The following is a 23,088-nucleotide window of genomic DNA, read 5'->3' on the forward strand; positions in this document are numbered from 1 at the left end:
CGCGGCGGACTACCCGCGCGGGCCGGCCGAGGTGAGCAGCGCGAAATACGGCTCGAAGGATTCGACGAGGCTCGTCAGCAGTTCCTTCCCCTTTTCCGCCGAACCCAGGGAAGGGCGGCCGATGACGCCCGATTCGGTATAGGCGGACATTCCCACGGTGAGCAGATGACGACGGTCGTCGGCGATGAAATCGGCGGACTCGTAACCAGGGCGGACGAATTCGGGGTGAGCGTGCAGAAGAATCGAGGTCTCGATTTCACCCGCGTGCATGTCGGTGAGCAGCGAGGTCTGCACCCCGGCCCGCTCCCGGGCCGCCTCCCAGTCCTCGGCGGCCGGGAACAGGGCCGCCCGCTCCCCACGCGCGGAGGCCTCCTGGACGACGTTGCCCAGCACGTAGTTGCCGCCGTGCCCGTTGACCACGACCAGCGCCTGCACGCCCGAGCGGCGCAGCGACTCGGCGATGTCCCGCACCACCGCGTGCAGGGTCGCGGCGGAGATGCTGACGGTCCCCGGCCAGTCCGCGTGCTCGTGCGAGCACGCGATGGTCAGCGGAGGAAGGAGGTGCACCGGGTACGCGGCGGCGATCTCCCGCGCCACGGTGCAGGCGATCAGCGTGTCGGTCGCCAGCGGAAGGAACGGACCGTGCTGCTCGAAACTCCCCACGGGAAGGACGGCCACCTGTGCTGAAACGCCCGCCCCCCGCGTCCGGACATCTTCCGTGGTGTCCGCCGGCATCACCCCGTGTGCCACCGTACGCGCGCCCGAACCAGTCATCTTTCTCACGGCCTTTCATCTCTGCTTAGGAATCAGATCATGACAGAAAACATCGGTGTCCTCGGCAAGAAGTCCCCGCGGCGATCCGGCGCGGAACGCGTCGTGAATGCGCCGCTGCCCACCGTGTACGGGAAATTCCAGGCGATCGGCTACCTGGACCACGACCGCGGTGACGAGCAAGTCGCCCTGGTCTACGGCGACATCGGCGCCGAGGGCGTGCTGACGCGGCTGCACTCGGAGTGCCTGACCGGCGACGCGTTCGGCTCCCAGCACTGCGAGTGCGGTGACCAGCTGGCCGCGGCGATGCGTGCGGTCGTCGCCGAAGGCAGCGGCATCGTCGTCTACTTGAGGGGCCACGAGGGCCGTGGCATCGGCCTGCTGGCCAAGCTGCGCGCGATGGCGCTCCAGGCGGAGGGCCTGGACACGGTCGAGGCCAACCTGGCGCTGGGTCTGCCCGTCGACGCCCGGGACTACGGTGTCGCCGCGGAGATCCTGCACGACCTCGGGGTCCGCTCGGTACGCCTGATGTCCAACAACCCGCGCAAGCGGGAGGCGCTCGTCCGGCACGGCATCCAGGTCGCCGAGCAGGTACCGCTGCTCATCGAGCCGTGCGAGAGCAACATCACCTATCTGCGGACCAAGCGCGAGCGGATGGACCACCACCTGCCGCACCTGGACGCCGTCGCCCACGGTTCCTGATCCGGGGGCCGCGGCCGCCTCGTCACTCCGCCGGGTGCGGTGCCCGGCGGCGCCCCTCCAGGCCGCCCCCGCGTCCGGTGAGACCGTGGACGTCCACCGGCGCGGGGCTCGGCCTCCAGGGGGCGGCCGCGTGAACCTCTCAGCAGATCACCACGGAGACACCGCACAGCCCCAGTCCGCGCCGTGCCGCCAGCCGCCACAGGCGCAACGGGCCGTCGAGGACCGACTCCTCCCCGTCGGAGTACTCCAGCCAGTCCCGCCGCTCGGCGACGGCCCGCTCCACAGGGCCGAACGTCAACGCCCGTACGACATCGGGCAGGGTGTCCCGCACCTCGGCGGAGGTGAGCAGGAAGTTGCCGCACCAGCCGGGGACCAGCGCGGCCCGGTCGGGCCCGACCGCGTGGAAGAAGGACCGCACGGCCCAGTCCTTGCTCCGCACGCCGAGGAAGACGCGGTCGCCGATGTCCTCCTGGCCCCACACGTCGTCCAGCAGGGAGAACGGATCGTCCTCGGACAGCCCGTCGTACATCCGCTGGACGTGCCCACCGCCCCGGACCAGGTCCAGGGACTCCTCGGACGGTTCGGCCGTCATGCCCCGGCCGTCCAGCGGGCCCACCGGTCACGGGCGAGCGGCTCGTTCCGCTCCGCCTCGATCAGCGGCAGACAGCGCGGAGCCAACTCGGCGATGAACGAGTCGTCGTGGGCGCTGATGCTCCAGGCCGTGGTGATTCCCATGGGTGGGACCAGGGCCGTCAGTCCACGATGGACTCGTGCACCAGGCGGCGCAGTTCCGGGAAGACCTTCAGGGACTTCGGGCGTACCTGGCTCATGAACTGCACCGTGAGGTCGTGGCGGGGGGCGATCCAGAACGCGGTGGTGGCCGCACCGGTCCAGCCGTACGTGCCGGGGCTCGACGGGGCGAGGGTGCGGGACGGGTCGACGACCACGGAGACGTTGAAGCCGAAGCCGAGGCCGTCCATGCCGGGCTCCCGGTGGACGGGCGCGCCGAACTCCCGCAGGATCGCGTCGCCGGGCAGTTGGTTGCGGGTCATCGCCTGGACGGTCTTCGCGGACAGCAGCCGGACACCGTCCAGCTCACCGCCCCGGCGCAGCATCTCCATGAACCGGTGGAAGTCGAGCGCCGAGGAGACCAGGCCGCCGCTGCCGGACAGGAACCGCGGCCGGCCGTGCACCGGCAGTCCCGCAACCGGCGTGATCCCGCCGTCCTCCGTCTCGCCGTACAACTCGGCCAGCCGGCCCGCCTGTTCGGGCGCGACCTCGAAGCCGGTGTCGGACATGCCGAGCGGGCCGAGGATCCGCTCGGCGAAGAGCGCGTCCAGCGGCTGCCCGGAGACCACCTCGACGACCCGGCCGAGCACATTGGAGGCGACCGAGTAGTTCCACTGCGTGCCCGGATCGAACTGCAGCGGCATCCGCGCGTACACCTCGACCGTCTCGGCCAGACCGGCGCCCGGCGGCACCGAGTACTCCAGGCCGGCCTCGCGGTACAGGGCGTCGACCGGATGCCTGTGGTAGAAGCCGAACGGCGGTGTGGGTGAGCAGGTGCCGCAGCAGGATGGGACCGGCGGCCGGGCGGGTGCGTACGCCGGCGCCCGAACCGCCCTCGTACACACGCGGTTCGGCGAACGCCGGCAGATGGCGCTCCAGCGGATCGTCCAGGGACAGCCCGCCCTCCTCCGCCAGCATCAGCACCGCGACGGCCGTCACCGGCTTGGTCATGGAGTAGATCCGCCACAGGGTGTCCGCCTCGACCGGCAGCCCGGCCGCGACGTCGCGCAGCCCGTACGTCGTCAGGTGGGCGACCCGGCCGCCGCGGGCCACGGCCAGCAGGTGGCCGGGCAGCCGCCCCTCGTCGATGTGCCGGGCGAAGCACCGGTCCAGGCGGGCCAGCGCCTCGGCGTCCAGCCCGGCCTCACCGGGCTCGGCTTCCTGCCGCAGTCGTCCCATCGCTCTCCTCCGCTCGTGTCCCTCGCGGTGTGTACCGCCTACCCCACCGGCACCCACCCGTCCCTCATGATCGCGCAATACTGCCGCCGGGGACCCGCTCGTCGCCGGTCTCCGTGCGCGACGTGACGCCGGCGGCGGCGGGCAGCGCGCCGCTCAGGGGTACGGCGAGCGCGGCCACGGCCGCCAGGGTGAGCAGGGCCGGTCCGGTGCCCGCGCCGAGCAGCGCCGCCGCCGCGGCCACGCCCATGGCGGGGCCGACGTTCAGCGCGGTCTGCTGGAGCCCGCCCGCCACTCCGGCCACCGCCACGTCCGCTCGGTGCACGATCACATGGGTGGCCGTCACCATCACCGTGCCGAACCCCGCGCCCAGCGCCGCGAACCCGCAGGCCAGGAGGGGCACGGCGGTGGTACGGGACAGTACGAGGACACCGAGCGCGAGCAGCGCCGTGGCCCCCGCCGTCGCCCGGCGCGCCCCCAGCCGGCGCAGCAGTACGGGGCACACGGCGGCGGACAGGATCATCAGCACCGCCAGCGGCAGGCTGATCAGCGCACTGCGGAACGCGTCCATGCCGAGCCGGCGCTGAAGGACGTACGTGGCGACGAACAGGGTGCCGAACAGTGACGCGGACACGGTGACCAGGATGCCGAGGGCCGCCCCGATCGCCCGTGAGCCGATCACCTCGGGCGGCAGCAGCGGACTCGTCGTGCGCCGCTCGTGCGCGACGAGGGCGGCGGCCGTGAGCAGGGCGACGACCACCCCCACCGGGGAGGCGGGCCGCCCGGTGAGGGTGTGCACCAGGCAGGCCAGGGTCACCGCGAGCAGCGCGGCACCCGGCAGGTCCAGCGGAGTCCGGAGGTTCGCCGGGCGGTGCTCCGGCCGGAGCAGGGCCGGCAGTCCGAAGGCCAGCGCGGGCAGCACGTTGACGAGGAACACCGCCCGCCAGCCCAGCCCGGACACCAGCGCCCCGCCCGCCAACGGGCCCGCCGCCGCTGCCAGTCCGATCGCGGCGGTCCGCACGGCGAGGGGCTTCGCCAGCCGGTCCGGCGGGTACGCGGCCCGCAGCATGCCGAGCGTCGCGGGCTGGAGCAGCGCCCCGAACACGCCCTGCACAGCCCGGAGTCCGATCACCCAGCCCACCGTGGGCGCGAGTCCGATGCCGGCCGAGACCGCGCCGAAGCCCAGCATGCCGAGCCCGAACATCCGCCGGTGCCCGTACCGGTCGCCGAGCCGCCCCGTGAACACCAGCAGGCTCGCCACCGCGACCAGATACGCGGTACTCGTCCACTGCACGTCGGCGAAGCCCGCCCGTAACTCCCGTTGCAGGCTGGGCTGTGCGACGGTGAGGGCCGTGCCGTCCAGGGCGACGATCACCGCGCCCGCCACGCTGCTCACCAGCGTCCACCGCCGGTTCACCGGTCGCTGCCGGGGCCGAGGTGCGCGCGCAGGACGGCGTCGAGGAGGGCTGTGAGATCGTCTTCGCCGACGGCCAGTTGGAGGCTGCGCCAGCGCCACAGCTGGGCGAGGCCGTGCAGGTTCGCCCACAGCGCGCCCGCCACCTGCCGGGCCTGCGCCTCGGGGGCAGCCCGGCCGACGAGCTCCGTGAGCAGCGCGAACAGGGGAAGGCTGGTCTCCCGCAGCCCGAGGTGACCGCTCTCCAGCAGATCGTGACGGAACATCAGCTCGTACATGCCGGGGCTGTTCAGCGCGAACTCCACGTAGGTCCGCGCCAGTTCCGCCACCCGGGCGCGGGGATCGGCCGGCTCCCGTGCGAGCGTCGCCTCGGTCCGGGCCGCCAGCTCGGCGAAGCCCCGGCGGGCGATGGCCGACAGCAGTTCCCGGTGGGTGGGGAAGTAGCGGCGCGGTGCCCCGTGCGAGACGCCCGCGCGCCGGGCGATCTCCCGCAGGGTCAGCGCCTGCGGCCCCTCGGCGGCCAGCAGCTCCACGCCGGCGTCGACGAGCCGCTCGCGCAGGGTGGTGTCGGATTCGGTCATAGACACTGTCTACCAGGGATGCGTAGACAGTGTCTACTGGCGTGATCGGGCGGTGCCCGCCGACCCGGCGCCGGGGAATGCCCGCACGGCCCGCGACAGTTGACACGGATATGAACCAGGACTCCGCGCAGGACGCGCTGCTCGAACTGCTCTCCGAAGGCCACGGCGGGGTGCTGGTCACCCTCAAGCGCGACGGTCGCCCGCAGCTGTCCAACGTCAGCCACGCCTATGACCCGGACGAGCGGACCATCCGGATCTCGGTCACCGACGACCGCGCCAAGACCCGCAATCTGCGCCGTGACCCCCGCGCCTCGTACCACGTGACCAGCGGCGACCGCTGGGCGTACACCGTCGCCGAGGGCACGGCGGAGCTGACGCCGGTCGCCCGCGACCCGCACGACGAGACCGTCGAGGAACTCATCCGGCTCTACCGCGAGGTGCTCGGCGAACACCCGGACTGGGACGAGTACCGTGCCGCGATGGTCCGCGACCGCCGTCTCGTGGTGCGGCTGCGCGTCGAGCGGGCGTACGGCGCGCCGAAGCGCTGAGGCGCGGCCGGCCGGGAAGCGGTCACGGCGTCCCGGCGGTCCGTGCCTCGATCGCCCGCAGTACGGCGACCATGTCCTCGCCGCCGTGCCCCTGCGCCACCGTCTCCTCGAACAGGGTGTGGCAGACGTCGAGGAGCGGTGAGGCGAGGCCGGTCCCGCGGGCCGCCTCGGCGATGAGCCGGTTGTTCTTGAGCACGTCCAGCGCGGCCGCCTGCACCGCGAAGTCCCGCTCGTGCAGCTTGGGCGCCTTCATCCGGGAGACCCCGCTGGCCATGGGGCCCGCGTCGAGGACGTCCAGGAACAGCCGGCGGTCCAGGCCCTGGCGTTCGGCGAAGTGGAACGCCTCCGTCAGTCCGGTCACCAGCGTGATCAGGAAGAGGTTCACGGAGAGCTTCATCAGCAGGGCGCCGGGTGCGGGACCGCACACGAACGTCTCCCGGCACAGGGGTGCGAGCAGCGGCCGTACGGCGGCCACGGCGTCCTCCTCCCCGGCGAGCATCGCCACCAGCTGCCCCTGCTCGGCCGGGACCCGTGATCCGGAGACGGGTGCCTCGACGTACCGGCCGCCGGCGGCGCGCACGTCGGCCTCCAGGGCGCGGGAGTACTCGGGGGAGGTGGTGCCCATGTGGACGACGGTCCGCTCCGCGACCCGTGCGGCCAGTCCGGGGGTGCCGCGGCCGAGGACCGTGTCCACGGCGGCCTCGTCGGCCAGCATCAGCAGCACCACGTCCGCCCGCTCGAACACCTCGTCGACGCCGCCGGCGACCCGGGCACCGGCCGCGCGCAGGGGTTCGGTGCGTTCGGGGGTCCGGTTCCACACCACCAGGGGGACGCCGGCCGAGGCCAGACGCAGCGCCATGGGCCGGCCCATGACTCCGAGACCGAGGAAACCGACGTTCATGGATGGCCGCCCTCCGCCGACGCGGGCCTGACTATGACAGTCGTCATAGTAGCGGGCGTTATGACACCCGTCATAGGGTGGGGGGAGGCGAGCGGAGGTCGGACGATGGGCGATGCGCGGCGGGGACCGCGGGAGCGGATGGTCTTCAGCGCGGCCCAGCTCATCCGGCGCGACGGGGTCACCGCGACCGGCATGCGCGACGTCGCCGAACACGCCGGGGCGCCGCGCGGCTCCCTCCAGCACTACTTCCCGGGCGGCAAGGAACAACTGGTCAACGAGGCCGTCGACTGGGCCGGGCGGTACGCCGGCGGACGGATCGCGCGCTTCCTGGCGGGGCTCGACGAACCGACGCCGGGCGCGCTGTTCGCGGCGATGGTCGCGCAGTGGACCGAGGAGTACCGGACGGACGGTTTCGCCAAGGGCTGCCCGGTGGCCGCCGCCACCGTCGACTGCGCCGCGGCCGGCACCTCGACCCGCGAGGCGGCGGCCGCCGCGTTCGCCACCTGGCGGGGCCCGCTCGCCGAGGCCCTCACCGGCATGGGCGTCCCGGCCGGCCGCGCCGGGAGCCTGGCCACGCTGATGATCAGCACCCTGGAGGGCGCCATCGTCCTCGCCCGCGCCGAACAGGACGCCGCACCCCTGACCACGGTCGCACGCGAACTCGGCCCTCTCCTCGACGAGGCGGCGACGGGCGCGGGGTGAGGGCGGACCGGGTGTGCCCGGCGCGGCCGGCCGCCGCTCAGCCGACGGCGCGGTCCGCCGTCAGGTACGCGATCACCATGTCCCCGAGCATGGTCCGGTAGTGCTCGCGCCGCGCCGGAGCCACCAGGTTCCGGCCGAACAGCACCCCGAAGGTGTGCCGGTTGGCGACCCGGAAGAAACAGAACGAGCTGATCACCGCGTGCAGGTCGACCGCGTCCACGTCGGCCCTGAACAGCCCCGACTCCTGCCCCGCGGCCAGGATCCGGCGGATCACCTCCAGCGCCGGGGAGCCGATCCTGTCCAGCTTCCCGGAGGCCGCGATGTGCTCGGCGCCGTGGATGTTCTCGATGCTGACCAGACGGATGAGGTCCGGGTGCCGCTCGTGGTGGTCGAAGGTGACCTCGGCCAGCCGCCGGATCGCCGCGACCGGGTCCAGGTGCTCCACGTCCAGCTGCCGCTCGGCCTCCCGGATCGCGCCGTAGGCCCGCTCCAGCACGGCCGTGAACAGCTGCTCCTTGCCGCCGAAGTAGTAGTAGATCATCCGCTTCGTGGTGCGGGTGCGGGCCGCGATCTCGTCGACGCGGGCGCCGTCGTAGCCGGCCCGGGCGAACTCCTGCGTGGCCACGTCGAGGATCTCGGCCCGGGTGCGGGCGGCGTCGTGCACGCGTCCCGCGGATCGCGGCGGTTCTTCGACGCTCGTCATCGGATTCCTTCGGGGGCCAGGGGACGCCTGGGCGGCACGCGCGTTCGCGTGCCGGTGATTCTAGAAGCCGGACCGCCCGTACCGGCCGGGGTCTTCGTCACACCCGCACGGGTGACGAAGGCCCGCCGGAGTCGTCGTTCGGCCGGTGTCGGATCGTTGATCTCCATCGGCCGTGACTCCGGCGGGCCCCGGTGACTGTGGCAAGCGTCCGTTTACGGACGCACGTTCCACTCCGCGATCACCGGGCGGCCGTGCTCCGTGGAGAGGCGGCTGACCGTGGCCGTGGCCAGCTGGAACAGGCGGCCCTCCGCCGGGGACAGGCCGAGGCGGCGCGCGGTGAGCACCCGCAGGAAGTGGGCGTGGGCGACGAGTACCACGTCGCCGGTGTCCTCGGCGAGGGCGGCGCCGACGCGGGCCAGGACCCGGTCGGCGCGGGCGCCGATCTCCGCGGGTGACTCGCCCGGGTGTCCCTGCGGGCCGGGCGGCACGCCGTCGGTCCACAGGTCCCAGCCCGGCCGGGTGCGGTGGATCTCGGCGGTGGTGATGCCCTCGTAACCGCCGTAGTCCCACTCGTGCAGGTCGGGATCGGACACGACCCCGGGCAGACCCGCCAGTTCGGCGGTGCGTATCGCGCGGCCCAGCGGGCTGGACAGCGCGAGGGCGTAGGTCCGGCCGGTGAGGAGCGGGGCGAGGGACTTGGCCTGTTCCTCGCCGTGCTCGGTCAGGGGCAGGTCGGTCCAGCTGGTGTGCCGGCCCGACACGCTCCACTCCGTCTCACCGTGGCGGACCAGCAGGAGGTCCCCCACGGCGGGTCAGCCCTTCTTCTCGACGGCGTGGCCGCCGAACTGGTTGCGCAGCGCCGCGATCATCTTCATCTGCGGCGAGTCGTCCTGCCGGGAGGCGAACCGGGCGAACAGGGAGGCCGTGATCGCGGGCAGCGGCACCGCGTTGTCGATGGCCGCCTCGACGGTCCAGCGGCCCTCGCCGGAGTCCTCCGCGTAGCCGCGCAGGTTCTCCAGGTGCTGGTCCTCGTCCAGGGCGTTGACCGCGAGGTCGAGCAGCCAGGAGCGGATGACCGTGCCCTCCTGCCAGGAGCGGAAGACCTCGCGGACGTTGTCCACCGACTTGACCTTCTCCAGCAGCTCCCAGCCCTCGGCGTAGGCCTGCATCATGGCGTACTCGATGCCGTTGTGGACCATCTTCGAGAAGTGCCCGGCGCCGACCCGGCCGGCGTGGACGTATCCGTACGGGCCCTCCGGCTTGAGCGCGTCGAAGACCGGCTTCAGCGGTTCGACGTGCTCCTTGTCGCCGCCGACCATGAGCGCGTAGCCGTTCTGCAGACCCCACACGCCGCCGGAGACACCCGCGTCGACGAAGCCGATGCCCTTGATGCCGAGTTCGGCGGCGTGCTTCTCGTCGTCGGTCCAGCGGGAGTTGCCGCCGTCGATGACGGTGTCGCCCTCGGACAGCAGGTCCTTGAGCTCGTCGATGACGCCCTGGGTGGCGGTGCCGGCCGGGACCATCACCCACACGCGGCGGGGCGCGTCCAGCTTCTCGACCAGCTCGGCGAGGCTCTTGACGTCGGAGACTTCGGGATTGCGGTCGTAGCCGATGACGGTGTGGCCGGCGCGGCGGATCCGCTCGCGCATGTTGCCGCCCATCTTGCCGAGACCGATGAGACCGAGCTGCATGATCAGTTCTCCTGAGCGTTCTTGAGAGTGCGGTAGGCGGCGACGAGTGCTTGGGTGGAGGGGTCGAGGCCGGGGACGTCGGCGCCTTCGGTGAGGGCGGGTTCGACGCGTTTGGCGAGGACCTTGCCGAGTTCGACGCCCCACTGGTCGAAGGAGTCGATGTTCCAGACCGCGCCCTGGACGAACACCTTGTGCTCGTACAGCGCGACCAGCTGGCCGAGGACGGACGGGGTGAGTTCCCGGGCCAGGATCGTGGTGGTGGGATGGTTGCCGCCGAACGTGCGGTGCGGAACCTGCTCCTCGGCGACACCCTCCGCGCGGACCTCCTCGGCGGTCTTGCCGAACGCCAGGGCCTGCGTCTGCGCGAAGAAGTTCGCCATCAGCAGATCATGCTGGTCCTTCAGCTCACCGCGCAGTTCACCGACCGGACGGGCGAACCCGATGAAGTCCGCCGGGATCAGCTTGGTGCCCTGATGGATCAACTGGTAGTAGGCGTGCTGCCCGTTGGTGCCCGGCGTGCCCCACACCACCGGACCCGTCTGCCAGCGCACCGGCTCACCGTCACGCTGCACCGACTTGCCATTGGACTCCATGTCCAGCTGCTGCAGATACGCGGTGAACTTCGACAGGTAGTGCGAGTACGGCAGCACCGCATGCGACTGCGCGTCATGGAAGTTGCCGTACCAGATCCCCAGCAGACCCATCAGCAGCGGCGCGTTCGCCTCCGCCGGCGCGGTACGGAAATGCTCGTCGACCAGACGGAACCCGTCGAGCATCTCGCGGAACCGCTCCGGGCCGATCGCGATCATCAACGACAGCCCGATCGCCGAGTCGTAGGAGTACCGGCCCCCCACCCAGTCCCAGAACTCGAACATGTTCGCCACGTCGATACCGAACTGCGACACCTTCTCGGCGTTCGTCGACAACGCCACGAAATGCCGCGCCACCGCCTCCTGATCACCCAGCGCGTCCAGCACCCACTTCCGCGCCGACGTCGCGTTGGTGATCGTCTCGATCGTGGTGAACGTCTTCGACGCGATGACGAACAGCGTCTCGGCCGGATCCAGATCCCGCGTGGCCTCGTGCAGATCCGCACCGTCCACGTTGGAGACGAAACGCACCGTCAGATCACGGTCGGTGAACGCGCGCAACGCCTCATAGGCCATCGCCGGGCCCAGATCCGACCCACCGATCCCGACGTTGACCACGTTCCGGATCCGCTTGCCGGTATGACCCCTCCACTCACCCGAACGCACCCGCTCCGCGAAAGCGGCCATCTTCTCCAGCACGGCGTGCACAGCGGGCACGACGTTCTCACCGTCGACCTCGACCACCGCGTCCCGCCGCGCACGCAACGCCGTGTGCAGCACCGCCCGGTCCTCGGTCACATTGATCCGCTCACCACGGAACATCGCGTCCCGCAACGCGAACACACCCGTGGCCTCGGCGAGTTCACGGAGCAGGGTCAGGGTCTCGTCGGTGATCAGGTGCTTGCTGTAGTCGATGTGGAGGTCGCCGACCTCGACGACGTAGCGCTCGGCGCGGCCGGGGTCGGTCGCGAACAGCTCGCGCAGGTGCGGCTGCTGTTTGGCGCGATGGTCGGCCAGGGCCGTCCACTCGGGCCGGCGGGTGAGCTCGGTGGTGTCTGACGGGGCGTCGGACATGTCAGGCGTTCTCCTTGGCTGCCTCGCCCGTCAGGGCGATGGCGTACATCTCGTCGGCGTCGAGGCGGCGCAGCTCCTCGGCGATGAGTTCGGAGGTGGGGCGGACCTTCAGGGCGAGGGTGCGCGGCGGCTGGCCCGGCAGGGTCAGGGTCGCGAGGGGGCCCTCGGGGCGGTCGATGACGATCTCGCCGGTTCCGGTACCCAGCTTCACGGCGGTGACGACGGGTCCGGCGGTGACCACGCGGTCCACGGAGACGTGCAGCCGGGCCTCCAGCCAGCGGGCCAGCAGCTCGGCGCTGGGGTTGTCGGCCTCGGCCTCGACGGCCGCCGACGTCACCTTCACGCGTGCCTGGTCCAGCGCGGCGGCCAGCATGGACCGCCACAGCGTGAGCCGGGTCCAGGCGAGGTCGGTGTCGCCGGGGGCGTAGGTGCGGGCGCGGTTGTTCAGGACCTCCATGGGCCGCTCGACCGCGTACAGGTCGGTGATCCGCCGCTGGGCCAGCGCGCCCAGGGGATCCTTGGCCGGTGCCTCGGGCGCGTCCACCGGCCACCACACGACCACCGGGGCGTCCGGCAGCAGCAGCGGCAGGACGACCGAGTCGGCGTGGTCGGACACCTCGCCGTAGGTGCGCAGGACGACCGTCTCGCCGGTGCCCGCCTCGGAGCCGACCCGGACCTCCGCGTCGAGCCGGGAGGCGGTGCGGTCGCGCAGGGTGCGGGCGTGCCGCTTGATGACGACCAGGGTGCGCGAGGGGTGCTCGTGCGAGGCCTCCTCGGCCGCCTTGATCGAGTCGTAGGCGTTCTCCTCGTCCGTGACGATGACCATCGTCAGGACCATGCCCACGGCCGGTGTGCCGATGGCGCGGCGGCCCTGCACCAGCGCCTTGTTGATCTTGCTTGCCGTGGTGTCGGTCAGGTCGATCTTCATGGCCTGCGCCAGCTCCGTCCGTCTCGTGCGAGCATCTCGTCCGCTTCCCTCGGGCCCCAGCTGCCCGACGCGTACTGCGCCGGCCTGCCGTGCGCCGCCCAGTACTCCTCGATCGGGTCGAGGATCTTCCAGGACTCTTCCACTTCCTGGTGACGGGGGAACAAATTGGCGTCGCCGAGCAGCACGTCCAGGATGAGGCGCTCGTACGCCTCGGGGCTGGACTCGGTGAAGGACTCGCCGTACGCGAAGTCCATCGAGACGTCCCGGATCTCCATGGACGTGCCCGGCACCTTCGACCCGAACCGCACGGTCATGCCCTCGTCGGGCTGGACGCGGATGACGATCGCGTTCTGGCCCAGCTCCTCGGTGGCCGTGGAGTCGAACGGCGAGTGCGGGGCCCGCTTGAAGACCACCGCGATCTCGGTGACCCGGCGGCCGAGCCGCTTGCCGGCGCGCAGGTAGAACGGGATGCCCGCCCAGCGGCGGTTGTCGATGCCCAGCTTGATCGCGGCGAAGGTGTCGGTCTTCGACTGGGGGTCGATGCCGTCCTCCTCCAGGTAGCCGACGACCTTCTCGCCGCCCTGCCAGCCGCCCGCGTACTGCCCGAGCACGGTGCTGCGGCCCAGCTCCTGCGGCAGCCGCACCGACTTCAGCACCTTCAGCTTCTCGGTGAGCAGCGCCTCCGCGTCGAACGCGATCGGCTCCTCCATGGCGGTGAGCGCCATGAGCTGGAGCAGGTGGTTCTGGATGACGTCACGGGCGGCGCCGATGCCGTCGTAGTAGCCGGCCCGGCCGCCGATGCCGATGTCCTCCGCCATCGTGATCTGCACGTGGTCGACGTAACTGCGGTTCCAGATCGGCTCGTACATCTGGTTGGCGAAGCGCAGCGCCAGGATGTTCTGGACGGTCTCCTTGCCGAGGTAGTGGTCGATGCGGAACACCTGGTCCGGCTCGAACACCTCGTGCACGACCTTGTTCAGCTCCTTGGCCGACTTCAGGTCGTGGCCGAACGGCTTCTCGATGACCGCGCGCCGCCACGAGCCCTCCGGGGGGCTCGCCAGGCCGTGCTTCTTCAGCTGCTGCACGACCTTCGGGAAGAACTTCGGCGGCACCGAGAGGTAGTACGCGAAGTTGCCGCCGGTGCCGCGGGAGGCGTCCAGCTCGTCGACGGCGTCCTTCAGCTGCTTGAACGCGGTGTCGTCGTCGAAGTCGCCGGGGATGAACCGCATGCCCTCGGCGAGCTGCTGCCACACCTCCTCCCGGAACGGGGTGCGCGAGTGCTCGCGCACCGCGTCGTGCACGACCTGCGCGAAGTCCTGGTCCTCCCAGTCCCGGCGGGCGAACCCGACGAGGGAGAAGCCCGGCGGCAGCAGGCCGCGGTTGGCCAGGTCGTAGACGGCCGGCATCAGCTTCTTGCGGGACAGGTCACCGGTCACGCCGAAGATGACCAGACCGGACGGGCCCGCGATGCGGGGGAGCCGGCGGTCTCGGGTGTCCCGGAGCGGGTTCACCCAGTCGGCGGCCGGGGCCACCGGCACGCGCACGTCCTGCCGCGCGGCCGGGGCCTCCGGAGCCTGGTTCGTCATTACGCGTCAACTCCCTTGCTGTCCAGGGACTCGGTGACGGCCTGCAGCAGGTCCTGCCAGGCCGCCTCGAACTTGGCGACGCCCTCGTCCTCCAGCTTCTGGACGACCTCGTCGTAGGAGATGCCGAGCCGCTCCACGGCGGCCAGGTCGGCGTGGGCCTGCGCGTAGCCGCCGGTCACGGTGTCGCCGGTGATCTCGCCGTGGTCGGCCGCGGCGATCAGGGTGGCCTCCGGCATGGTGTTGACGGTGCCCGGCGCGACCAGTTCGTCCACGTACAGGGTGTCCTTGTACGCGGGGTCCTTCACCCCGGTGGACGCCCACAGCGGCCGCTGCCGGTTCGCCTTGTCCCCGGCGAGGGCCGTCCAGCGCGCGGAGGCGAAGACCTCCTCGTAGGCCTGGTAGGCGAGGCGGGCGTTGGCGAGGGCCGCGCGGCCCTTGAGCGCCCGGGCCTCGTCGGTGCCGAGGGCGGTCAGCCGCCCGTCGATCTCGGCGTCCACACGGGAGACGAAGAAGGACGCCACGGAGTGGATCGCCGACAGGTCGGCCCCCCGCTCGCGGGCCTTCTCCAGACCGGCCAGGTAGGCGGCCATGACCTCGCGGTAGCGCTCCAGCGAGAAGATCAGCGTCACGTTGACGCTGATGCCCAGGCCGATGACCTCGGTGATCGCCGGGAGACCCGCCAGGGTGGCGGGGATCTTGATCATCACGTTGGGCCGGTCCACCAGCCAGGCGAGCTGCTTGGCCTCGGCGACGGTGGCCCCGGTGTCGTGGGCGAGCCGCGGGTCGACCTCGATGGAGACCGGCCGTCCCGCCCGCCGGTGGCGTCGTACACGGGGCGCAGCACGTCGGCGGCGGCGCGGACGTCGGCGGTCGTCATCATCCGTACGGCCTCGTCGACCGTGACCCCGCGTACGGCGAGATCGGTCAGCTGCTCCTCGTAGCCCTCGCCGGAGCCTATGGCGGCCTGGAAGATCGACGGGTTGGTGGTCACACCGACGACGTTGCGGTTCTCGATCAGATCGGCCAGGTTGCCCGAGGTGATCCGGGTGCGCGACAGGTCGTCCAGCCAGATGGAGACACCCTCGTCGGACAGGCGCTTCAGGGCTCCGGCGGTGGCGATTGCTTCGGTCACGGTACTCATCTTTCTTGTCGCGTATCGATCAGGCGCGCGCGGCAGCGAGCGACTCGCGGGCTGCGGCGGCGACGTTCTCGGGGGTGAAGCCGAATTCGGCGAACAGGGTCGAGGCGTCCGCGGAGGCACCGAAGTGCTCCAGGGAGACGATGCGTCCGGCGTCGCCGGTGAACCGGTGCCAGGTCAGGCCGATGCCGGCCTCCACGGCGACCCGGGCCCGCACGGCCGGCGGCAGCACCCGCTCGCGGTACTCGCGCGGCTGCTCCTCGAACCACTCCACGGACGGCATCGACACCACCCGGGTGCCGATCCCCTCGGCCTCCAGCCTCTCGCGCGCGGCCACGGCGAGGTGCACCTCGGAGCCCGTCGCGATGATGATCACCTCCGGGACCTCCGTCGAGGACTCGCGCAGGACGTAGCCGCCCTTGGCCGCGTCCTCGTCGGGCGCGTACACCGGCACGCCCTGGCGGGTGAGCGCGAGCCCGTGCGGGGCGGGGTTCGTGGCGTGCCTCTTCAGGATCTCGGCCCAGGCGATCGCGGTCTCGTTGGCGTCCGCCGGGCGGACGACGTTCAGCCCCGGAATGGCGCGCAGGGAGGCCAGGTGCTCCACGGGCTGGTGGGTGGGGCCGTCCTCGCCGAGACCGACGGAGTCGTGCGTCCACACGTACGTCACCGGCAGCTGCATCAGCGCCGACATACGGACGGCGTTGCGCATGTAGTCGGAGAACACCAGGAAGGTGCCGCCGTAGATCCGGGTGTTGCCGTGCAGCGCGATGCCGTTCATCTCCGCGGCCATGGAGAACTCGCGGATCCCGAAGTGCACGGTTCGGCCGTACGGGTCGGCCTCGGGCAGCGGGTTGCCCTTCGGCAGGAAGGAGGACGTCTTGTCGATGGTGGTGTTGTTGGAGCCGGCGAGGTCGGCGGAGCCGCCCCACAGCTCGGGCAGGATCGGGCCGAGAGCCTGGAGCACCTTGCCGGAGGCGGCACGGGTGGCGACCGACTTGCCCTCCTCGAAGACGGGCAGGGCGTCCTCCCAGCCCTCGGGCAGCTCGCCCTTGCCGATCCGGTCGAAGAGGACGGCCCGCTCCGGGTCGGTCGTGCGCCACTCGGCGATCCGCTTGTCCCAGGCGGCGTGTGCCTCGGCGCCCCGGTCCAGGGCCCGGCGGGTGTGCCGCAGGACCTCGTCGGCCACCTCGAAGGTCCGCTCGGGGTCGAAGCCGAGGACGCGCTTGGTCGCGGCGATCTCGTCCTCGCCGAGCGCCGAGCCGTGGGAGGCCTCGGTGTTCCGCGCGTTCGGGGCCGGCCAGGCGATGACCGTGCGCATCGCGATGATGGAGGGGCGCCCGGTCTCGGCCCTCGCGGCCTCCAGGGCGGCGTGGAGGGCGGGCACGTCGACGTCGCCGTCGGCGGTCGGCTCGATCCGCCGGGTGTGCCAGCCGTAGGCCTCGTACCGCTTCAGCACGTCCTCGGAGAACGCGGTCGCGGTGTCGCCCTCGATCGAGATGTGGTTGTCGTCGTAGAGGAGGACCAGGTTGCCGAGCCGCTGGTGGCCGGCGAGCGAGGAGGCCTCGGCGGAGACGCCCTCCTCCAGGTCGCCGTCGGAGACGATCGCCCAGACGGTGTGGTCGAACGGGGAGGTGCCCTCGGGGGCCTCCGGGTCGAACAGGCCGCGCTCGTAGCGGGCGGCCATCGCCATGCCGACGGCGTTCGCGACACCCTGGCCGAGCGGTCCCGTGGTCGTCTCCACACCGGCGGTGTGGCCGTACTCGGGGTGGCCCGGAGTCTTCGAACCGTGGGTGCGGAACGCCTTCAGGTCGTCCAGCTCCAGCTCGTACCCCGCCAGGAACAGCTGGGTGTACAGGGTCAGCGAGGTGTGGCCCGGAGACAGGACGAAGCGGTCACGGCCGGCCCACTCCGGGTCGGCGGGGTCGTGACGCATCACCTTTTGAAAGATCGTGTACGCGGCAGGAGCCAGGCTCATCGCGGTGCCCGGGTGTCCGTTGCCTACCTTCTGCACCGCATCGGCCGCCAGGAGGCGTGCGGTATTCACAGAGCGCCGGTCGAGGTCGGTCCACTCGAAGCTGTCGGAGGTCTGCATGCTCATCTTCAAGAAGTCCTCGCATAGTGCGGTGTGGCTGGCCGGACGCGTTCAAACTTAAAAGTCTGACTTTTTCGAAGGAAGGGCAGGGTGTGTCAGCCTGTGGTGAATCTGGGACAGTGATCGCGCGACAGGGACGGCACGAAAAGGACATGGCTGACAGAACCCGCGAAGCGGCGGACGGCGGCGCCACGGAAGGCGACGACGGCGCCCACGACGACCGCGGCGCGGACGGCGACGGGATCAGGACCTTCCCCTTCCCCGCCGAACTGGCCGTCGGCGGCGTCGGCATACAGATCGGCAGCATGGGAACCGACCGCACCTGGCACGCCGACGCCCCCCTTCATCGCGTCCACCGCATCGACTTCCACGTGGTCATGCTCTTCACCGACGGCCCGGTCCGGCACATGGTCGACTTCACCGAGTACGAGGCCATGGCCGGCGACCTGCTGTGGATCCGCCCCGGACAGGTCCACCGGTTCTCCCGCGAGTCCGTGTACCGCGGAACCGTGCTGACCATGCAGCCCGGCTTCCTCCCGCGTGCCACCGTCGAGGCCACCGGCCTGTACCGCTACGACCTCCCGCCGCTGCTGCGTCCCGGCCCCGCGCAGCTCACCGCGCTCCAGGCGGCCCTCGACCAGCTGCGCCGCGAGTACGAGGACACCGCGACGCTCCCGCTCAGCCTGCACACGGCCGTCCTCAGGCACTCCCTGACGGCGTTCCTGCTGCGCCTCGCCCATCTCGCGGCCAGCTCCTCGCGGGCCTCGCGGCAGCAGACGGACAGCACCTTCACCCGCTTCCGGGACGCCGTCGAACAGGGCTTCCCCGCCAACCACAGCGTCAGCGCCTACGCCGACGCGCTCGGTTACTCCCGCCGCACCCTCGTCCGGGCCGTCCGCGCGGCCACCGGCGGGACACCGAAGGGCTTCATCGACAAGCGTGTCGTCCTGGAGGCCCAACGCCTCCTCGCCCACACGGACCTGCCGATCGGCCGCGTCGGCGCCGCCGTGGGCTTCCCCGACGCGGCGAACTTCTCCAAGTTCTTCCACCTGCACACCGGCCGCACCCCGGCCGCGTTCCGGGCGGAGCTGCGCTAGGACCTCCTCCGGGGCAGCGCCGGGTCGTGCCCCGGGCACGGTTGTACGGCGACGCCGGGGCCGCCTCGGTCGGGACCGGCCCCCGCGCCGCCGCGGGCCTTGCTTCGGTGCCCCGGGTCAGTGCCCGAAGTCGAACCAGTTCACGTTCACGTAGTCGGCCGGCTGGCCGCTGCTGAAGGTGAGGTACACGTCGTGCGTGCCGGTCACCGCGCCGATGTTGGCCGGGATCGTACGCCAGGACTGCCACCCGCCCGTGTCGCCCACCGCGAAACTGCCGACGGGCGCGTTGCTCCGGCTGTCCAGGCGCACCTCGACCAGCCCGCTGACCCCGTTCCCGGCACCGCTGGCGACCCGGGCGTAGAACTGCCTGGCCGCGCTGGAGCCGAAGTCGACGCCTTTGTACTGCGCCCAGTCGCCGTTGGCTATGTAGCCGATGTCCTGGCCGCCGCCCGTGTCCGTGGTGGTCTCGGTGCCGATGCCGGACTGGCCGTCGTAGGACTCGGCCTGGATGGCGCTGTAGGCGTCCCGGTTGCCGGACGGCGGGGGAGTGGTGCCGCCGCCCGAGGACCGGAGGACCTGCACGTAGTCGACGACCATCGGGTGACCGGGCTCGGTGCCGCCGTCGGGGCCGCCGCCGAACGCGCCCGGGAAGCCGCCGCCCATCGCCACGTTGAGGATGAGGAAGTAGCCGTGGTTCGTGGCGTTGGCCCAGGTGGTCGCGTCGACCTGGTTCGCCCGCACCGTGTGGAAGTTGACGCCGTCGAGGTAGAAGCGGATCTCCTCGGGGCTGGTCGAGCGGTCCCACTCCATCGCGTAGGTGTGGAAGCCGGCCTGACAGGTGGAACCGGTGCAGGAGGTCGAGCCGCCGATGCCGGTGGTCTCGTTGCAGGGGCCGCCGGGGTTCGTGCCGCAGTGCACGGTGGACCAGTCGGTGTTCAGGCCCTGGACGTTCTCCATGATGTCCAGCTCACCGACGCCGGGCCAGTTCCAGTAGTTGCCGCGGAACGGTGACCCGAGCATCCAGAACGCCGGCCAGTAGCCCTTCGCCGCGGCCCCGGTGACATGGGGCATCTGGATCCGGGCCTGGACGCGCAGCTTGCCGCCCGAGGGGGGCTGGAAGTCACTGCGGGTGCTCTCGATCCGGCCGGAGGTCCAGTTGCCGGACGCGTCCCGGCGTGGGGTGATGAGCAGATTGCCGCTGCCGTCCAGCGCGACGTTGCTGGTGCTCGTGGTCATCGTCTCGACTTCGCCGGTGCCCCAGTTGGCCGCGCCGCCCGGGTAGGAAGTCCCGGTGTCGTACTGCCAGTTCGCGGTGTTGACACCGGAGCCTGCCGCGCCGTCGAAGTCGTCCGCGAAGACCTGTGTCCAGCCCGACGGGGGCGTGGGCGCGGAGGCGTCGGCGGGCGCGGTGGCCGCCATGGCGACGGCGGCCGCGAGGCCGAGCGTCGCCGCCGCGGCGACGAACGCCCGCCGCAGCGGACGGGGTCTGGGCAGGCCGGGGGATGCGCTCATGAGGGAGCCTCTCGGTGGGAGGGTGCGCGGACTGTGAGAGCGCTCCCACGCCGATCTGAGAGCGCTCTCAAGGTGCGGCCAATGTGCTCCCCGGTCCGCCGGTCGTCAAGACTTGAAGCAAGGAAAGTCCTTGCCGTGTACGGGAGTTCACCGCCCGAAGCCACCCGAAGCCGCTCAGAGCGCGCGTCGTCGGGGCCGCGGGCGGGCATGCGGGCCGTCGGCTCGCTCTGCGACGGCCGGTCGTCGATTTCCGTTGAGGACGCGCGGCGCCGCCCTCCGCCCGGGGCCGCCCGCCCGGGCCTATCGTGGCGGGGTACGGTCCCGCTCCCGACCGAGGACAGCGCATGAACGGTTCCCCGGCCAGCGTCGTCGAGGCGGCCTTCCGCCACTACCGGTCACAGGACCGCGAGGCGGCCCTTCCGCTCTACGCCGACGACTTCACCTTCACCAGCCCGCAGGACGACCACATCGACAGGACGGCGTTCTTCGAGCGCTGCTTCCCCACCGCCGACCACTTCACCGACTACCGGATCCTCCACATCGTCGCCGTGGACGAGGAACTGGTCCTCGCCCACTACGAGTACGCCCCGGTCACCGGCGGCCGCTACCGCAACATCGAGGCGATCACCGTGCGGGACGGCCGGATCCGGGAGGTGCGGGTCTTCTTCGGCGGCACGGTCTGAGCGGGGCGCGGGCGCTGTGCCTTGCGCATGTACGGCTGCCGGCGGCTTCCCGCCGAGGGCCGGCCGCCTCTGTTCGGCCACCGGCGGGGCCTGGCCGTTGCCCCTCGCAGTGCCGTCGGCGGCGATGTCCTGGCCGGGGTCGCCTGCCGTTGTCCGGCTGTCGGCGGGGACCGGTGGACGCTCGGCCGTTCCTCGGTCGTGGGCGGGGTGCTGCCGGTGGTCGTCCGCCGTGGCTGCGCCGGTGGGGGAGCCCGGCAGAGATCTGTCAGCGGTCCGGTCGCGGGTGAGGTGCGGGGGTTCTGCCGCCGGCGGGTCGGTGGTGAGGTGCTGCGGGGGTTCGCCTGCCGGGCGGTCGGTGGCCGGGGGCGGGGGTTCTTCCGCGGTCGGGTCGGTGGTGAGGTGCTGCGGTGGTTCGTTCGCTGCGCGGTGGGTGGTGAGACGCGAGGGCTCTGCCGCCGTCGGGTCTCCGGTGAGGCGGCGGGGAGCGGCTGTCGGCCGGAGCACGACCCGTGGGGCGCACAGCACCGTGCCGCGCGGTGTCCCCGGTCGGTCCTCGGCCGTCAGCACGCGCAGTGTCAGCCGGATCGCGCCGCCGTCCTTCGGGAGCTTCAGCGGCAGCGGTACGGCCGCGGTCTCGCCCGAACGGAGATCGGGCAGTGCGGCCGGGGCGGTCAGGGTCCGTCCGTCGGCCAGGGTGAGCTCCCAGGTGGCCGTCAGCCCGGCGAGCCCCCGGACGCGCTGCTGGTTGGTGACCACGATGCCCTCGTGCCGGTGGCACCGGATGCGGACCGCTGCGGCCTCGCCCCGTACCGGCTCGGCGTGGTCACGGCACTCCGCACGGGTGTCCCGCGGTCCGGCGCCCACGGGTTTGGCCGCTCGTCCGTCGCTCACGCACCGCACGATCCCCCGGGCCCGCGACCCTCGGATGAAGCCGCCCTGAAGACGCGGCGTGGAGTCGATGGCCGCCCGGTGGGGGTGCGACGCTCCGGTGCTGACAAGGTGGTCCGCGAGGAAGACGGCGAGGCGTGGGCGTGCGGAAGGGTGCGGGTGTGAGGCTGACGATTCTGGGCGGCGGCGGGTTCCGGGTGCCGCTCGTGTACGGGGCACTGCTGACCGATCACGCCGAGGGGCGGGTCACCGAGGTCGTCCTGCACGACCTGGACGACCGGCGGCTGCGCGCGGTGACCCGGGTCCTGGCCGAACAGGCCGCCGGTGTGCCCGACCCGCCCCGGGTGACCGCCACCACCGACCTCGACGAGGCCCTGCGCGGCGCCGACTTCGTCTTCTCGGCGATCCGTGTCGGGGGCCTGGCGGGCCGTGCGGAGGACGAGCGGGTGGCCCTCGCCGAGGGCGTGCTCGGTCAGGAGACCGTCGGCGCGGGCGGGATCGCCTACGGTCTGCGCACCGTGCCCGTCGCCGTCGACATCGCCCGTCGGGTGGCCCGTCTCGCCCCGGACGCGTGGGTCATCAACTTCACCAACCCGGCCGGACTGGTCACCGAAGCCATGTCCCGCCACCTCGGCGACCGCGTCATCGGCATCTGCGACTCGCCGGTCGGCCTGGGCCGCCGTATCGCCCGGGTCCTGGGCGCCGGCCCCGGCGAGGCGTTCGTCGACTACGTCGGCCTCAACCACCTCGGCTGGGTGCGCGGCCTGCGCGTCGCCGGACGCGACCGGCTGCCCGACCTGCTGGCCGATCCCGCGCTGCTCGGCTCCTTCGAGGAGGGAAGGCTCTTCGGCACCGAGTGGCTCGCGTCGCTGGGCGCGATCCCCAACGAGTACCTGCACTACTACTACTTCAACCGGGAGACGGTCCGCGCCTACCAGGAGGCGGAGCAGACCCGGGGCGCCTTCCTGCGCGACCAGCAGGCCAGGTTCTACGAGGAGGCGGACGACCCCGGTGTGTCCGCCCTGGCGGCCTGGGACCGCACCCGCGCCGAGCGCGAGGCGACGTACATGGCCGAGAACCGGGAGAGCGCCGGCGCCGGCGACCGCGAGGAGGCCGACCTGTCCGGCGGCTACGAGGAGGTGGCCCTCGCCCTGATGCGCGCCGTCGCCCGGGACGAGCGCGCCACGCTGATCCTCAACGTGCGCAACCGCTCGACCCTGTCCGCCCTCGACGCCGACGCGGTCGTCGAGGTCCCGTGCCTGGTCGACGCCAACGGCGCCCACCCGCTGGCCGCGGACCCGCTGCCCGGTCACGCCACCGGCCTCGTGTGCGCGGTCAAGGCCGTCGAGCGGGAGGTGCTCGCCGCCGCCGCGTCCGGATCCCGTACGACGGCCGTGAAGGCGTTCGCGCTGCATCCGCTGGTCGACTCGGTCACCGTCTCCCGCCGGCTGCTGGAGGGCTACACCCGGGCCCACCCGGGTCTCGCGTATCTGAAGTGAGCGCGGAGGGCCGCTCCGCCGAG

20 protein-coding genes and 3 pseudogenes are annotated in these 23,088 nt (G+C 71.9%); 6 read left to right on the forward strand and 17 right to left on the reverse strand.

Annotation, left to right across the window (positions count from 1 at the left end; translation table 11 throughout):
* Nucleotides 1–9: 9 nt before the first annotated feature.
* Nucleotides 10–774 (reverse strand): creatininase family protein, encoded by a 765-nt coding sequence (locus tag ACF08B_RS00655; RefSeq protein ID WP_093473221.1) that lies wholly within the window; start codon nucleotides 772–774, stop codon nucleotides 10–12.
* Nucleotides 775–813: 39 nt separating this feature from the next.
* On the opposite strand from ACF08B_RS00655, the gene ribA reads away from it, so the two are divergent.
* Nucleotides 814–1,473 (forward strand): GTP cyclohydrolase II, encoded by a 660-nt coding sequence (gene ribA, locus ACF08B_RS00660; protein WP_392315368.1) that lies wholly within the window; start codon nucleotides 814–816, stop codon nucleotides 1,471–1,473.
* Nucleotides 1,474–1,612: 139 nt separating this feature from the next.
* Here the strand turns inward: ribA and ACF08B_RS00665 are convergent, their stop codons facing one another.
* The 5 genes and pseudogenes from ACF08B_RS00665 to ACF08B_RS00685 all read right to left on the reverse strand — a co-directional run bounded on the left by ACF08B_RS00665 (nucleotide 1,613) and on the right by ACF08B_RS00685 (nucleotide 5,433).
* Entirely contained in the window at nucleotides 1,613–2,065 is a 453-nt protein-coding gene (locus ACF08B_RS00665) for a hypothetical protein (protein ID WP_392315369.1), read from the reverse strand.
* The gene (locus ACF08B_RS00670; RefSeq protein ID WP_392315370.1) at nucleotides 2,062–2,208 is read right to left on the reverse strand and encodes a hypothetical protein; all 147 of its coding nucleotides are present in this window, start codon (nucleotides 2,206–2,208) and stop codon (nucleotides 2,062–2,064) included. The genes ACF08B_RS00665 and ACF08B_RS00670 overlap by 4 nt, the downstream gene beginning before the upstream one ends.
* Nucleotides 2,209–2,225: 17 nt before the next feature.
* Nucleotides 2,226–3,441 (reverse strand): annotated as a pseudogene (locus ACF08B_RS00675) (serine hydrolase domain-containing protein).
* A gap of 64 nt (nucleotides 3,442–3,505) precedes the next feature.
* On the reverse strand, nucleotides 3,506–4,855 hold the full coding sequence (locus tag ACF08B_RS00680) for an MFS transporter (RefSeq protein WP_392315371.1): 1,350 nt from the start codon (nucleotides 4,853–4,855) through the stop codon (nucleotides 3,506–3,508).
* Entirely contained in the window at nucleotides 4,852–5,433 is a 582-nt protein-coding gene (locus ACF08B_RS00685; protein ID WP_392315372.1) for a TetR/AcrR family transcriptional regulator, read from the reverse strand. The genes ACF08B_RS00680 and ACF08B_RS00685 overlap by 4 nt, the downstream gene beginning before the upstream one ends.
* Nucleotides 5,434–5,543: 110 nt before the next feature.
* Here ACF08B_RS00685 and ACF08B_RS00690 point away from each other — a divergent pair, with 110 nt between their 5' ends.
* The gene (locus ACF08B_RS00690) at nucleotides 5,544–5,981 is read left to right on the forward strand and encodes a PPOX class F420-dependent oxidoreductase (RefSeq protein ID WP_093473209.1); all 438 of its coding nucleotides are present in this window, start codon (nucleotides 5,544–5,546) and stop codon (nucleotides 5,979–5,981) included.
* 22 nt (nucleotides 5,982–6,003) lie between these two features.
* Here the strand turns inward: ACF08B_RS00690 and ACF08B_RS00695 are convergent, their stop codons facing one another.
* Nucleotides 6,004–6,882: an NAD(P)-dependent oxidoreductase gene (locus tag ACF08B_RS00695; RefSeq protein ID WP_392315373.1), complete on the reverse strand. Its 879-nt coding sequence runs from the start codon at nucleotides 6,880–6,882 to the stop codon at nucleotides 6,004–6,006.
* 105 nt (nucleotides 6,883–6,987) lie between these two features.
* Between ACF08B_RS00695 and ACF08B_RS00700 the strand changes: the two genes are divergently transcribed.
* Nucleotides 6,988–7,584, forward strand: a complete 597-nt coding sequence (locus ACF08B_RS00700; protein ID WP_392315374.1) for a TetR/AcrR family transcriptional regulator — start codon at nucleotides 6,988–6,990, stop codon at nucleotides 7,582–7,584.
* Nucleotides 7,585–7,621: 37 nt separating this feature from the next.
* Here the strand turns inward: ACF08B_RS00700 and ACF08B_RS00705 are convergent, their stop codons facing one another.
* From ACF08B_RS00705 to tkt, 8 genes and pseudogenes are all read right to left on the reverse strand, one after another.
* Nucleotides 7,622–8,287, reverse strand: a complete 666-nt coding sequence (locus ACF08B_RS00705) for a TetR/AcrR family transcriptional regulator (RefSeq protein ID WP_392315375.1) — start codon at nucleotides 8,285–8,287, stop codon at nucleotides 7,622–7,624.
* A gap of 212 nt (nucleotides 8,288–8,499) precedes the next feature.
* Nucleotides 8,500–9,093, reverse strand: a complete 594-nt coding sequence (locus ACF08B_RS00710; RefSeq protein WP_392315376.1) for a histidine phosphatase family protein — start codon at nucleotides 9,091–9,093, stop codon at nucleotides 8,500–8,502.
* Nucleotides 9,094–9,099: 6 nt separating this feature from the next.
* The gene (gene gnd, locus ACF08B_RS00715; RefSeq protein WP_093473199.1) at nucleotides 9,100–9,978 is read right to left on the reverse strand and encodes a phosphogluconate dehydrogenase (NAD(+)-dependent, decarboxylating); all 879 of its coding nucleotides are present in this window, start codon (nucleotides 9,976–9,978) and stop codon (nucleotides 9,100–9,102) included.
* Between the two features lie 2 nt (nucleotides 9,979–9,980).
* Nucleotides 9,981–11,642, reverse strand: coding sequence for a glucose-6-phosphate isomerase (pgi, locus tag ACF08B_RS00720; protein WP_392315377.1), 1,662 nt, complete (start codon nucleotides 11,640–11,642; stop codon nucleotides 9,981–9,983).
* A 1-nt stretch (nucleotide 11,643) separates the two neighbouring features.
* The gene (gene opcA / locus ACF08B_RS00725; RefSeq protein ID WP_073891634.1) at nucleotides 11,644–12,570 is read right to left on the reverse strand and encodes a glucose-6-phosphate dehydrogenase assembly protein OpcA; all 927 of its coding nucleotides are present in this window, start codon (nucleotides 12,568–12,570) and stop codon (nucleotides 11,644–11,646) included.
* Entirely contained in the window at nucleotides 12,567–14,156 is a 1,590-nt protein-coding gene (gene zwf, locus ACF08B_RS00730) for a glucose-6-phosphate dehydrogenase (RefSeq protein ID WP_392315378.1), read from the reverse strand. Before zwf ends, opcA begins: the two co-directional genes overlap by 4 nt.
* Nucleotides 14,156–15,297, reverse strand: a pseudogene (gene tal / locus ACF08B_RS00735) (transaldolase). The gene zwf and the pseudogene tal overlap by 1 nt, the downstream one beginning before the upstream one ends.
* A gap of 19 nt (nucleotides 15,298–15,316) precedes the next feature.
* Nucleotides 15,317–17,392 carry a transketolase gene (tkt, locus tag ACF08B_RS00740; protein WP_392315379.1) on the reverse strand — a complete coding sequence of 692 codons (2,076 nt, stop codon included), beginning with the start codon at nucleotides 17,390–17,392 and terminating at the stop codon, nucleotides 15,317–15,319.
* Nucleotides 17,393–17,538: 146 nt separating this feature from the next.
* Between tkt and ACF08B_RS00745 the strand changes: the two genes are divergently transcribed.
* The gene (locus ACF08B_RS00745) at nucleotides 17,539–18,483 is read left to right on the forward strand and encodes a helix-turn-helix domain-containing protein (protein WP_392315380.1); all 945 of its coding nucleotides are present in this window, start codon (nucleotides 17,539–17,541) and stop codon (nucleotides 18,481–18,483) included.
* 117 nt (nucleotides 18,484–18,600) lie between these two features.
* Here ACF08B_RS00745 and ACF08B_RS00750 read toward each other — a convergent pair whose 3' ends face one another.
* Nucleotides 18,601–19,995 carry a glycoside hydrolase family 16 protein gene (locus ACF08B_RS00750; RefSeq protein WP_392315381.1) on the reverse strand — a complete coding sequence of 465 codons (1,395 nt, stop codon included), beginning with the start codon at nucleotides 19,993–19,995 and terminating at the stop codon, nucleotides 18,601–18,603.
* A gap of 344 nt (nucleotides 19,996–20,339) precedes the next feature.
* On the opposite strand from ACF08B_RS00750, the gene ACF08B_RS00755 reads away from it, so the two are divergent.
* On the forward strand, nucleotides 20,340–20,678 hold the full coding sequence (locus tag ACF08B_RS00755; RefSeq protein WP_073891624.1) for a nuclear transport factor 2 family protein: 339 nt from the start codon (nucleotides 20,340–20,342) through the stop codon (nucleotides 20,676–20,678).
* A gap of 525 nt (nucleotides 20,679–21,203) precedes the next feature.
* Here the strand turns inward: ACF08B_RS00755 and ACF08B_RS00760 are convergent.
* A pseudogene (locus ACF08B_RS00760) lies at nucleotides 21,204–21,785 on the reverse strand (DUF4981 domain-containing protein); the annotation flags it as partial.
* On the opposite strand from ACF08B_RS00760, the gene ACF08B_RS00765 reads away from it, so the two are divergent.
* Nucleotides 21,728–23,065, forward strand: a complete 1,338-nt coding sequence (locus ACF08B_RS00765) for a 6-phospho-beta-glucosidase (protein ID WP_392315382.1) — start codon at nucleotides 21,728–21,730, stop codon at nucleotides 23,063–23,065. The pseudogene ACF08B_RS00760 and the gene ACF08B_RS00765 overlap by 58 nt on opposite strands.
* Nucleotides 23,066–23,088 lie beyond the last annotated feature (23 nt).

This window comes from Streptomyces sp. NPDC015139 (assembly GCF_043079785.1).
GTDB lineage: Bacteria > Actinomycetota > Actinomycetes > Streptomycetales > Streptomycetaceae > Streptomyces > Streptomyces albidocamelliae.